Consider the following 12,622-nt stretch of genomic DNA (forward strand, 5'->3'; position numbering starts at 1 on the left):
TACAACTTTCCCAATCAATAGGACTATACAATAACACTTGAAATCATCCATTTTTCATACAGAACCCCTCTTTCCTGTAATTTATGGAGAGGGTTACAGTCGATTTGTCGTTTCTCTCGCGGCTTTGCTTGCGGAATGTTGGAAATTTCTCATGTCAGCATACGGTTTCTTCTTGCATATATAGTCTAATTATTGTATAATTAAGACTATACACAAGGAGGGACTGCCATGCCGATCCCAAAGGAAGTACTAGCGGTCGAGCGACCCAAGAATTCAATCGTCATCGTGTACGGCAAGGACCGCGACCGTTACGCGGTAAGGGCCAGGGTCGGATGCAGAAGTGTCGGAAGCCGAAGACTTCCGGTCAACGGTCCGACCATCGGCCATATAGTGGACGGCAAGTACATACCCCTCGGGGAAGATGCCCCGCCGCCCGTGTCTGGGGCGGCCGTGGACCTCAAGGACTGGGCAAACATCATCCTTGCGCAGAAACTCTTTGCTGACATGCTCATTGAGCTAGGAGAATCCTATAGCAGGGAGGATGCGCTCAGGATCTGGTCCATCGCTGTGCTCAGGGTCTGCTTCAGCGGTATAAAGGATTATGAGCTGAAAGATGCGTATGAGGAGAGTTTCCTGTCCGAGCTGTATCCTGATGTAGCCCTCTCGAAGAACACGGTCTCCACCTTCCTGAACAATCTTGGACGTACCTGTTCAAAGATCACCCTGTTCATGAGGGCCAGGGCTTCGAAAGTCGAGATGGATCACCATGTACTGATTGACGGGACATTGAAATCGGATGAATCGAAGGTAAATTCTCTCTCGGATTTTTCCAGGAAAGCCAGGACGAAAGGAACCAGGGACATCTCTGTCCTGTTCGCTTTCGATCTTGAAGCGATGGAACCGGTATGCTCCAAGTGTTTTCCGGGCAACATGCTTGATGTCACCGCCTACGATGAATTCATCTCCGAGCACCAACTGACAAAGGGAATCGTAGTTGCAGACAAAGGATTCCCCCAGTCCGTAGCAAGGCAGCATTTCAAGCAGCATCCCGACCTCCATTACCTGAATCCTCTGAAGAGGAATGCGAAGATTGCATCGCAACTCCATATGCTTGAGTTTACAGAGCTTCTTCAAGGGTATGAAGGCATAACCTGCAGGAAGGAGAAAGGTGGGGACCGATGGCTCTATTCCTTCCGGGATGCCTACAGGGCTTCAAAGGAAGAACGTGACTGGCTGAGCCGAAGCCGGAAAAAGAAGAATTACCGCCTCACTGATCTTGAGAAGGCAAGAGCGACATTCGGGACGGTGGTCCTTGAGTGCGATCTGGACACAGATCCCCAGACGATCTACAAAGCCTATTCCAAGAGATGGGAGATCGAGATTGTCATGAGATTCTACAAGTCAGCACTCGAATTCGATGAGACCCGTGTGCATGACGACTACAGCGTGATAGGAAGCGAGTTCTGCGACTTCCTCGCTTCCGTGCTCACCTTCAGGATGATAGCTGCCTTTGACGAGGCCAAGTTACTCGAAGATTTGCCGTATAAGAAGATCATGAGGATCCTGGCAAGGGCGAAGATGTTCAATGATCCTGGTATCGGGTGGCGTCTGATCAAGATCAATCCGTCACAGGAGGAAGTCCTGAAGAGACTCGACATTCATCCCACAGAGAAGCTTCAACCGAAGAAGAAACGCGGTCGTCCTCCTAAAGTGAAGCCCGTATAGTCTCACTCATTGGGAAAGTTGTAATTAAGATTAAATCTTATGGTGATTTGTTGGATGCTTTGGAAAACAGAATGGATGATTTTGCTTTGCATGGATGTATCGCAAGTGACCATGATATCAACAGACCCATATATATCGGTGTTGATGAGGCCTCTGTTGAATCACTGTTTCAAAAAAGATTGCAGGGCAATTTGCTGACAGAGGATGAATATCACGCCTATCGGTCTGCACTGTTATTACATTTGGCAAAAAGTTATCATAAGCGTAATTGGGCAATGGAACTGCATGTTGGCTGTAATAGGAACCAGAATCATCGGATGACCCGATTGTTAGGCGAATCAACAGGATTTGATTCTACAGGCGATTATGAAGTTGCTGAAGGCGTTGGTGCTTTCCTTGATGCTTTGGCATCTCAGGCTGAATTACCAAAGACGATACTCTTTTCATTGAATCCAAAAGATAACTGGATACTTGCTAGTTTGGCAAATACATTCCAAGGTACAGAGATCCCTTCAAAAATTCAACTTGGCGCTGCTTGGTGGATGCAGGATCATAAATACGGAATGGAACAGCAGTTGATAGCTTTGTCCAGTTCCGGATTGTTGGGTACATTTATTGGTATGCTTACAGACAGTCGATCATTTTTATCTTATTCACGTCATGAATATTTCCGAAGAATCCTTTGCAATTTTATTGGGAATCTTGTTGAAAATGGGGAATATCCAATGAGTGAGAATCTAGGAAAGCTTGTAGAAAATATTTGCTATAACAATGCTACATATTATTTCAAAATATGATGATATCTAAAGTTAGGATTAGTTGATTATATATTATGTGAAATAATGAGCAATTTGCAAAAATGCAGTATGGAACTGTTACGTTTATGAATGACATTGGATTTGAGTGAGCCCTAAATGCAAGCATCAGAAGTAACAAATAACATATACCGGATATTTCTGATTCCATTCAATTTATGTTGTTGAGATGAAAAAAGATTCGAAACATATGAGGTATCGGTCCTTTTATATCATGAGAATTAGAATGACATAAGAGGAAAATTATGAATATCACTAAAACGAGGCTTAACTAAATAATATATAATTCTAAAATTTATGACTGAAAAGTTGTCTACTTACAATTGAAATAGATAATTGTTTGTGAAAATATAATTATTTTCGGACTAAATATCGTTTATTGTTTGTGCGTAGTTATACAAACTTACAGTAGATAATCTTTTTGCTATTGAATATTGAGATACATAGTCTTGAAGATTGTATGGAATACAGAATGAAAAAAACTGTGTGGAGTATAATTTTTTACATGCAGTTCAAAAGACACCAAGTAAGATTATTATGCCTATTTGACTTGGTAGTTATGATTTGGTGCGAGGATTTTGGAGGAGCTTTTGATGAAGATGACGATGCGCTGGTACGGTTCAAAATTTGATACTGTAACCTTAAAACAGATGAGACAGATTCCTGGTTTGAAGGGCGTCATTACGACCTTATATGATATTCCGGTAGGAGAAGTATGGCCGCAGGATCGAATCCATGAACTGAAGGAAGAAGTCGAAGCTTCAGGGCTCGTGATAGAGGGTATCGAAAGTATCAATATCCATGATGCAATCAAAATTGGCTTACCTGAACGGGACCGATATATCGAGAATTATATAGCAGCCCTTGAGCATCTTGGAAAAGAAGGCATTACGCTGGTATGCTACAATTTCATGCCTGTCTTTGATTGGACTCGGACCGATTTGTCCAAACAGCGGCCAGACGGTTCCTTTGTCATGGCATATGATCAGAAAAAGGTCGATGCCCTTGATCCACAGGCTTTCTTTGACCAGACGAATTCCAATAGCAACGGCTTTGTGATGCCCGGTTGGGAACCGGACAGGCTGGCTCATGTCAAGGAACTGTTTGCAGCATATGCTTCGGTTGATGCCGATGTACTGTTCAATAACCTTGTTTATTTCCTTAAGGCAATCGAACCGATATGCGAAAAATATGGGATCAAAATGGCAATCCACCCAGATGATCCCGCATGGTCGGTCTTTGGACTGCCAAGGATTATTACAGGAAAGGAAACAATTCTCAGATTAATGAAGGCTGTCGACAAACCATTCAACGGACTGACTTTCTGTACTGGATCTCTTGGAACGAATCCAAAGAATGATCTTCCTGGAATTGTCAGGGCATTGCCAGGCCGGATACATTTTGCCCATATAAGGAATCTGCAGCATTTTTCACCTGGTGTATTTGAAGAATCCGCACATCTTTCAAGTGATGGTTCATTTGATATGTATGAAATTTGCAAAGCACTCTATGACATTGGTTTCGATGGCCCTGTCAGACCTGACCATGGCCGTATGATTTGGGGAGAAAAAGCGATGCCTGGTTATGGACTGTACGACAGGGCACTCGGAGCTACATACATCAATGGATTGTTTGAAGCAATTGAGAAATCCAACAGATAGCGGATTGATGATGGAGGAGAGGTAGACGACATGCAATTGACTGCAAAAGAATTGAAAGAACGTACTACATGGCTTTCAAAAGGATATGAATTACCACAATTTGACCATCAGAAAATGATTGACAGCACCTTGCAGGAGCCTGTATGGATTCACTTTGGTGCTGGTAATATTTTCAGAGGATTTCCTGCCATGCTCATGCAGAAACTCTTGGATGAAGGTCTGGAAAAGAAAGGCATCATTGTCGGAGAAGGGTTCGATTATGAAATCATCGATCGGATATATGTACCCCATGATAATCTTTCTTTGCTTGTTACTTTGAATGATAACGGTACAATTGACACTTCCGTGGTTGCATCGGTAGCTGCTGCATGGAAATGCAATCCTTCCTTTTCGAGGGAATGGGAGAATTTCAAAAATGCTTTTGAAAAACCATCACTTCAAATGGTATCGTTTACAATAACGGAAAAAGGCTATGCAATGAAAGGACAGGATGGCAATTATTTCCCATTTGTACAAGAAGATATAGGCCAAGGACCGGATGGAAATCTCAAAGGCTTGATGGGTATGGTTACTGCACTCGTTTATCATCGTTATAAGAGTTATGGGGTACCGCTTGCCTTGTGTAGCATGGACAATTGTTCACATAATGGCGAAAAGCTTCAGACGGCTGTTTCTACTATGGCAAATGAATGGGTAGAAAAAGGTCTGTGTGAAAAAGGTTTCCTAGCTTATCTTCATGAGCAAATCAGTTTTCCTTGGTCAATGATAGACAAGATTACACCGAGGCCTGATGCTGATGTACAGCATATGCTGAAGAAAAATGACTTTGAGTCGACTGATGTAGTCATTACGGCGAAACATACCTATATTGCTCCGTTTGTCAATGCCGAGAGACCTCAATATCTGGTCATCGAGGACAAGTTCCCCAACGGCAGGCCATGTTTGGAAAAAGCTGGTGTCTACTTTACTGACCGAGATACAGTCAACAAGGTCGAAAAGATGAAGGTTTGTACTTGCCTGAATCCTTTGCACACCTGCTTGGCAATTTATGGTTGCCTCTTGGGATATAATCGGATTGCCGATGAGATGAAAGATGCCCAGCTAAATAAAATGGTTCATATTCTTGGATATGATGAAGGCCTGCCTGTTGTTGTGGATCCCGGTATCATTGAACCAAAGGCCTTTCTTGATGAGGTACTGGAAACTCGTTTTCCGAATCCTTTTATGCCTGACACCCCTCAACGTATTGCCTGTGATACAAGCCAAAAGCTTCCCATCAGGTATGGGGAAACGATCAAGGCATATATGGCAAGTGACAGCCTTGATATAAAAAGACTTACAGTCGTTCCGCTGGTCATTGCCGGATGGTGCAGATATCTCATGGGTATTGATGATGAAGGTAAAGCTTTCCAGCCATCACCGGATCCGAGGCTTGAGCAGGAAAGAGAATATCTGAAAGACGTGAAGCTGGGTGATGAAGGTCCTTTTGATGAGGCACTTAGGCCTATACTCAGCGATGCGTCACTTTTTGCTGTAGATTTATACAAGGCTGGCCTTGCAGGCAAAGTGACTGATTATTTTACACAACTTGTAAAAGGCAAAGGAGCTGTCAGAAGTACTCTGCAAAAGTATATAAAGTAAGTCAGTATGCTACTATGATAAGTTGAAAGATACGTCAATCCAGAATATTCCCAAAGTGATAGTATCAACAGGTGCCAATGATCAGGTTCCTGTTTTTTTCTGAATTAAGCGGTCAATGAAATATAATATGACCCCGATATAAGGGACATAAGAATCTTCTGCTAACAGAAGTTGCTTCTTCTTTCGTAGTTTTCCGAGACTGAATGAATTTTCTTTACTGAGTTCTTCAGTCAATGTCTTGTAGACCTGTTGTCTGTTCAATCTGAAAGTTTTGTTGTTCAGATTCAAGATGTCATTCAGTTCTTTATTATAGTGACTATCTGTAGACTCGATTTTTCCTCTGCGTGTATAAGAAAGAGTATCTATACAGCTTTGCTTTTGCGGGTCAAAGGAGAGCCTGCTGTCACCTTTATGCTTATCACAAGTCGTTTCACCTAAAGGACCTTGTGCATGGCCATTGCATACGAACAGCAAATTATTCCAATCCAGTTGCAGAGATTGTCCTTGGGGACAAGATTGCGGAATATAATGTTCTATGGTTCCACAAGGATCTTCAACTTCATTGCAGGAAACCCTTCTCATGCAATACGCACAAAGGCCATGTTGCTCTTTGCAGAGATTTGCTTTCATTTGGTTTTTTATCTTTGTGTCTAATCCAATATATGTTCCGCCAGAACATCTGTATGTAGTTAAATCCTTAGGCTCTTTTCTTTTTCTTATTGCTATCATACTGATGAAGACTCCGGAGTTTCCAAGGCAAGGGAAACTTGTGCAGAAGTTAAATCTGGATCATTCGCGTTCAATTTTTGTTCGAGTATATTTAGTTTTTCTTTTGCAGATATATAATCGTCCTCATCTAATGCTTTGTAGAATTCCTTGAACAGTATACTGATTTCCTGTGGCTTGTCGTCTACATTCATGATAAGCTTTGCTACATTGTTAAGGCTGCTTCCATAGTTGCCGATTATTTTCTGTAACTCAAAATTCTTTAAATAGCTGACGCTATCTTTTGGAGCTGCAGAGATAACGAAAGGTGAATGTGTAGTAATGAGAAATTGGCAATTGGGAAAGGTATTCAGTAATTTGTCGAGAACTACATATTGCCATGAAGGATGTAGGTGTAGCTCTATTTCATCTATCAATATGATGCCTTCTCCTTCCAATGGATTTTGTCTCTTGGGATTTGCTATTGCCAATTTTCTAGCTAAGTCGCCTACAAGGGCAAGCAAGACTTGTTCACCATCAGACAGTTGTTCAATTCTTAGATTGTCCCTGCCTTTGCTTACCCATAGGCCTTGGGGAGATTGCCAGTCAAAATGTAGATTTGAAAAGTCTGGTATGAATGTATAGATAGCTTTTTTGACATTTTCCAACAAAGGTTCTACATACGTTGCATCATGTTGTTCTCTGCTTTTTTGGTTCTGTAATGCTTCCATATCCCTGAACCACTCATAGAACAGCTTGAACTCTGTATGAAAAAGATTTTCTTTTTCATAAATTGCAGTTGGAGAAAAAGTATGGTGTTTCCGTATCCTTGAAGGAATAGAATAACCTACTCTGGAAACTGTATAATAGGAATAGATCGGAAGATTACATTGCCCTTTTGTTTCTGTAATTTGTTTGCGCAACTCTGTGGCATAAGCATTTAATTCTTGAAATGAACTTGAAATGTTCTGCTTCGTATACTGCCCTCTTTTTACCCTATACAGTTTCCATGTTATTTCATGTCCGATGGTATCTTCACAGGTAATCTCAAGTGTTGCACTGTTGCTATGTATGTTGATATCAGCTGTACTGTTGATACGTGTCCCATTTCCGTTCGGAGACAGAATACGTGCTGGAATCCATGAAATAGCTGTGAAGATTGCATCAAGCAATGTACTTTTGCCAGAACCATTTTCACCTGTAAAAACCTGCAATGGATAGGCTGGGGTTACTTCAAATGGTTTCTGAAATCCCCTGTATCCTTCCAGACGTATACGTTTGAGTTTCATTGTCAACCCCTTGCTTTGTTTCTGATACTTTCAATAATACCCTATAAAATATACAGGACCAGTATGAAACAATTGTTTCCGTAATATCAAGGAAGATTTCCATTTTGACAGTACTTGTTTCCAGAATGACTTTCTTACCGATCAAACCATATCTATTTCCTATCTGTCTATGTGCCAACCTTCTGCTTTTTCCCTGATGCGGATGAAATGGCGATAGGTGCCTTCCTGTTGCATGAGTTGCCTATGGGTACCTTGCTGGATTACCGTTCCATTGTCAACGACAAGGATTTGGTCTGCATGTTCGATGGTAGCAAGACGATGTGCAATGACTATGATGGTCTTTCCCATGGTAAGATTTGTAATTGCCTTTTGAATCAGATGCTCATTTTCAGGATCCAGACTTGCCGTTGCCTCATCAAGGATGACAATGGGAGCATCCTTCAGCATAGCCCTGGCTATTGATATCCGTTGTTTCTCTCCTCCTGACAGGGTTGAACCTCCTTCGCCGACCACTGTGTCATAGCCATTTGACAATGCCATGATGAAGTCATGGCAACAGGCCGCTTTTGCAGCAGCAATCAATTCGGATTCGGTTGCATCTGGTTTTCCAAAACAGATGTTGTTCCTGATGGTATCGTTGAAGAGATAGACATTCTGAAATACCATCGAGATTTTGCCAAGTAAACTATCACAGGTAAATTCCCGTATGTCATGGTTACCCATTGAGATGCTTCCGTCCCAGATATCATAGAACCGTGCCAATAGATTGCATATCGTGGTTTTTCCACTTCCTGAAGGACCTACGATAGCGGTCATCGTATGTTGGGGAATATCAAAGGATACATTATTGATTATCTTTCTGTCGCCGTAACCGAAAGTTACGTTTTTGAAACTGATATCGTACTTATCAAGAAATATATCCTTTCCATTCTTGTCGATGTAGTCTGTAGTTTTCAGCCTATCAAGCTGATCCATTGCATCATCAATGACACCAAGTACGTGTGCTGAATCAGAAATCGGTTCTACGCCGCTGAAGATTGAGAATGAGAAAAAGAAGAACATCAGCATGATGGGGAAAGGAAGTTGGCTTGTTATGCCAAGATATGCTGTCGCAAGTACCATGGCAACTGAGGCAAGCCGGAGTACAAGCAGATGTGCACAGTTGAAAGGAATGAAACCGAATTCAATTTTAATCCTTATCTTTTTACTTTCGCTGCAGGCTTCCTGCATGGCATTGATGCTGTTTCGAGATTGGTTGAATGACTTGATTATCGGAAGCCCTCGTGCATATTCGATGGCTGCACTTGCCATATCTCTGTCTGCAGCAGCAGCCACAGGTGCATTGACCGTACTGCAGTGCGAAACTCCACAGAGAAAACCGAAAGAGGCAAGTACTCCTGCTAGGGCTATCAAGGCAATGGGTAAATTGAAGGTTGCGAGACAAATGAAAATGCACAGGCAATTGACATAACCACCCAATAACGTATCAATCATTCTGATTCCCATGTTTTCCAAAGTATTGAGCCCTGTGGTTATGGCTGTGAGTATCTGGCCTGTATCCGTTTTCTGAAAGTAGCCTAATGAGACACGCTTGAGAATATTGCCGACTGCCAATCTGTCCCTTGCTGCAAGTTCATAGCTGATGCTTTCCTGATATTTTGCCCGGAGATAGTCGAACAGGAACCTTAGGAAAGTGCATGCGGCAATGATAAGGAACGACAGCAATATCCATAGCCGATTGAAAGGGACACCGAGTTTTTCCTTTTCAATCAACAGACCTATCGTATAAGCTGCAATGATGATAGGAACTGCCGCGGCCCATGTGGCAAGCAATGAGAAAACCAATCCGATCCATATGCGTTTCCGTAATGTTCCACACCATGTTATGATTCTCTTTATGGTCCTATACATTGGCATTGTTCTCCTTCTGCTGTGAAACAGCCCAGGCTTTTGACCCTATATGAGCTTTCCACATGTTCTTGTAAAGCTGACATCTTTGCAGCAGTTCTTCTTGGTTGCCTTGAGCAATGATCGTACCTTTTTCCAATACGACAATGTTGTCTGCATGTTTGATAGTTGAAAGCCTATGGGCTATCACAAGCAGCGTCTTGTTTTTTGATATTGCAGAGATTGCAAGCTGAAGCTTGTCTTCATTTTCTGGATCGGTAAAAGCTGTTGCTTCGTCAAGGATGATGATCGGTGCATTTTTCAGGATCATCCTTGCAAGGGCTATCCTTTGTTTCTCGCCACCGGAAAGCCGATTGCCTGCTTCACCTGCGGGAGTCTCATATCCTTTTTCCAACTTCATGATGAATTGGTCACATTGGGCGGCTTTCGCAGCTCTGTAGACTTCTTCATCAGTTGCATCTGGTTTTCCGATCCTGATATTTTCAAGTATGGAACAGCGGAACAGGAAATTGTCCTGTGTAACGAAACTGACAAGTGATGAAAGTTGCGCGAGCGGTATCATTCTGATATCCGTGCCTCCGATTTCAATTTTTCCAGCTGATACATCCCAGAAACGGGCAATCAGCTTCGCTATGGTCGACTTGCCGCCTCCTGATGGTCCTACCAAAGCGGTAAAGCTGTGCTGTGGTAGGGTTAGGCTGATGCCATGTAATATTTCTTCTTTTCCTGTATAGGAAAACTGTACGTCGGAAAGTTTGATTACATGATTGTCTATCGTTGCTTTGTCCTGTCGTTCAGGCAGGCTCTGCATGTTCAGGAAACGTTGGGACTCATCTATGACAAATCCCATCTGCTTGATTTCGTTCATGAATACTTCAAGATGAGCAAGGGAACCTACCATTGACATTGCAATCATGACACACAGGCAAAGTCTGTCTGGTGAAAGCGTACCATTTGAGCATAGTAAAAGACCTATAGGAAGCGTACCCAACAATGTAGAAGGAAACAGGGCTATGCATAGCTTTGCGGGTATCCATGTGCCGGACATCCAGCCAAGGATGAATTTCTTGTATGTCAAGATGGCTTTTGAGAATTTCTCATAGGATTTTCCTTCTTGCCCGAAAGTCTTGATGACCTGTATACCTTCTACATATTCCACTATTGCACTGTTCACGGCATTTCTTGATTGCATATACTTGCCGTAATTTTCCTCATTGCTCTTCAGCAGTATGGAAAGGGGGATCAAGGTCAATGGAATTGTTATCAAGGATGCGAGTGCTACCTTCCAGTTGATGGTCAGCAGGATGATGATGCTGATGATAGGAAGTACCAGATTGCCGGAAACTTCAGGTATCATATGAGCCAGGGGAGGTTCGATACTTTCGATTTTATCAACGATCATATCTTTGATTTCGCCGATTGATTTTGCTGTAACCGTACCCAAGGGCGCTTTTAGGAATTTGTCAATGACACGCAGGCGGAGCTTTTCCAGGATTGTATAGGCGCTGATATGTGACAGCATGGTCGAGATGCCGAAGCATAGAGTCTTGGCTAGGTAAGCTACGGCCGCTAATCCTACCCATGGTAAGATTCCCTCCATGGTGAACTTGTCTTGCATGTATGTCTGTATGATTCTGTAGACGCTCAGATAAGGTACCAATCCTGCAACGATGCTGGCAATGGAAAACAATACCGAAACGATCAGCTTGATTTTACAATATGCTGCATAGGTCAGCAGCGAAAACAACCAGTTTTCTTTTTTTTCTTTGCTCACTATAGGTATCCTTTTTATTCAGTCATCATGCACGCTGTGGTGCAGATACCTATGATGCTAGCGTATCTGTCGATTGCTTTCCGCTCCACTCGGACCGATCAAGTCCATATGGACATATATTTTATTTTGGCTATTTTGCAGAGAAACTGTTTTTGCGATACTCCAATGGTGTCTTTCCCATGATTTTCTTGAAGGCTGCTGCAAATTTGCTTGGGCTGTCATAGCCTACGCGTCCTGCAATTTCTGCTACGGAACTGTCTTTGTCCTGCCTGAGGAATTCTGCTGCACGATTCATGCGATAGACTCGCATGTATGTACTGATAGGATTGCCATAGACACATTTGAAACAGTTCTTCATCGGTGTGAGAGGAATATCAAATTGTTCAGAAAGCTCTTTCATTGTGTAATGCTGTTCGGGGTGCTTGGTTACCAAGGTAAACATTGCCTTTATCTTTTCTACTTGCGATTTGTAGAAATAGGGACGTTCTTCCTGATTGCTTGGAAGCTCAAGGGCCCGGAGGCAGAGCAGCAGTTCTATGACCTTGATCTTGAAGTAAGAGCGTCTGATGCTTGTCGGTACATCATAGAGTTCTTTGAAAATATGAGTAATTTCTGGAAGTCCATGGATGACCATCGGATTGCTGTCTGAACAGAATTTCTGTTGTAAGCTATACAGGTCAATGGAAAATTCAGGTAACTTTTCATTGAAGAATTCTGCTGCCAAAGGTAATTTGATTGAGACGGTAATTCCGTGATAATGGGACAGTGGAAACGCAAAAAGGCCTGTATGCCTTACCCGTCGGTCAAATTTCAGATCGTCGGCTTCGACATAGGACAAGGTTTTCTCTCCTACATGGTATTCCAGGCGGCCTTCCCTGCAATAATCGATACAGAACAGATTGTCTGTCGTATGCAGTTTTGAATGAAAGTAGGCCATGTGATAATCATTGTAAAACAAGAGGATACCTGGGAGTACTTCATAGATGGTCATGACGCCATTTCCCGTTTCATTGCTGAGCTGATATGCTTTGCATTCACTGTTTGCAGAAAGTTTTGCCATGGGTTGGGAATCCAGTTGCATGCTGTACCATTTCATGTGTTGGG

Annotated in this window: 9 protein-coding genes; 4 read left to right on the forward strand and 5 right to left on the reverse strand. The window is 42.5% G+C overall.

Translation table 11 applies throughout. From position 1 onward, the window contains the following. Positions 1-450 precede the first annotated feature (450 nt). The 4 genes from LKE40_15500 to LKE40_15515 all read left to right on the forward strand — a co-directional run bounded on the left by LKE40_15500 (position 451) and on the right by LKE40_15515 (position 5,842). Positions 451-1,725, forward strand: a complete 1,275-nt coding sequence (locus tag LKE40_15500; GenBank protein ID MCH3918834.1) for a transposase — start codon at positions 451-453, stop codon at positions 1,723-1,725. Positions 1,726-1,796: 71 nt separating this feature from the next. Further along, positions 1,797-2,522 carry a glucuronate isomerase gene (locus tag LKE40_15505; GenBank protein MCH3918835.1) on the forward strand — a complete coding sequence of 242 codons (726 nt, stop codon included), beginning with the start codon at positions 1,797-1,799 and terminating at the stop codon, positions 2,520-2,522. 611 nt (positions 2,523-3,133) lie between these two features. After that, positions 3,134-4,201: a mannonate dehydratase gene (gene uxuA / locus LKE40_15510; protein MCH3918836.1), complete on the forward strand. Its 1,068-nt coding sequence runs from the start codon at positions 3,134-3,136 to the stop codon at positions 4,199-4,201. A 30-nt stretch (positions 4,202-4,231) separates the two neighbouring features. After that, complete coding sequence (locus LKE40_15515) at positions 4,232-5,842, forward strand: mannitol dehydrogenase family protein (GenBank protein ID MCH3918837.1); 1,611 nt, start codon at positions 4,232-4,234, stop codon at positions 5,840-5,842. Positions 5,843-5,923: 81 nt separating this feature from the next. Here the strand turns inward: LKE40_15515 and LKE40_15520 are convergent, their stop codons facing one another. The 5 genes from LKE40_15520 to LKE40_15540 form a co-directional block, all read right to left on the reverse strand. Then, positions 5,924-6,472, reverse strand: a complete 549-nt coding sequence (locus LKE40_15520) for a hypothetical protein (GenBank protein ID MCH3918838.1) — start codon at positions 6,470-6,472, stop codon at positions 5,924-5,926. A 95-nt stretch (positions 6,473-6,567) separates the two neighbouring features. After that, positions 6,568-7,836, reverse strand: a complete 1,269-nt coding sequence (locus tag LKE40_15525; GenBank protein ID MCH3918839.1) for an AAA family ATPase — start codon at positions 7,834-7,836, stop codon at positions 6,568-6,570. Between the two features lie 159 nt (positions 7,837-7,995). Then, positions 7,996-9,747, reverse strand: a complete 1,752-nt coding sequence (locus tag LKE40_15530; GenBank protein ID MCH3918840.1) for an ABC transporter ATP-binding protein/permease — start codon at positions 9,745-9,747, stop codon at positions 7,996-7,998. Further along, positions 9,740-11,518, reverse strand: a complete 1,779-nt coding sequence (locus tag LKE40_15535) for an ABC transporter ATP-binding protein/permease (protein ID MCH3918841.1) — start codon at positions 11,516-11,518, stop codon at positions 9,740-9,742. The genes LKE40_15530 and LKE40_15535 overlap by 8 nt, the downstream gene beginning before the upstream one ends. A 130-nt stretch (positions 11,519-11,648) precedes the next feature. Next, a complete protein-coding gene (locus LKE40_15540; protein MCH3918842.1) occupies positions 11,649-12,614 on the reverse strand; it encodes an AraC family transcriptional regulator in 966 nt (321 codons plus the stop codon). Positions 12,615-12,622: the final 8 nt, after the last annotated feature.

The organism is Spirochaetia bacterium (assembly GCA_022482625.1).
In the GTDB taxonomy this organism is placed as follows: domain Bacteria; phylum Spirochaetota; class Spirochaetia; order Sphaerochaetales; family Sphaerochaetaceae; genus Pleomorphochaeta.

Excerpts from the sequence above, each read along its gene's own strand:
- LKE40_15505 (MCH3918835.1), top strand. The coding sequence starts at position 1,797 with ATGGATGATTTTGCTTTGCATGGATGTATCGCAAGTGACCATGATATC.
- uxuA (MCH3918836.1), top strand. The coding sequence starts at position 3,134 with ATGAAGATGACGATGCGCTGGTACGGTTCAAAATTTGATACTGTAACC.
- LKE40_15515 (MCH3918837.1), top strand. The coding sequence starts at position 4,232 with ATGCAATTGACTGCAAAAGAATTGAAAGAACGTACTACATGGCTTTCA.
- LKE40_15520 (MCH3918838.1), bottom strand. The coding sequence starts at position 6,472 with ATGAAAGCAAATCTCTGCAAAGAGCAACATGGCCTTTGTGCGTATTGC.
- LKE40_15525 (MCH3918839.1), bottom strand. The coding sequence starts at position 7,836 with ATGAAACTCAAACGTATACGTCTGGAAGGATACAGGGGATTTCAGAAA.
- LKE40_15530 (MCH3918840.1), bottom strand. The coding sequence starts at position 9,747 with ATGTATAGGACCATAAAGAGAATCATAACATGGTGTGGAACATTACGG.
- LKE40_15540 (MCH3918842.1), bottom strand. The coding sequence starts at position 12,614 with ATGAAATGGTACAGCATGCAACTGGATTCCCAACCCATGGCAAAACTT.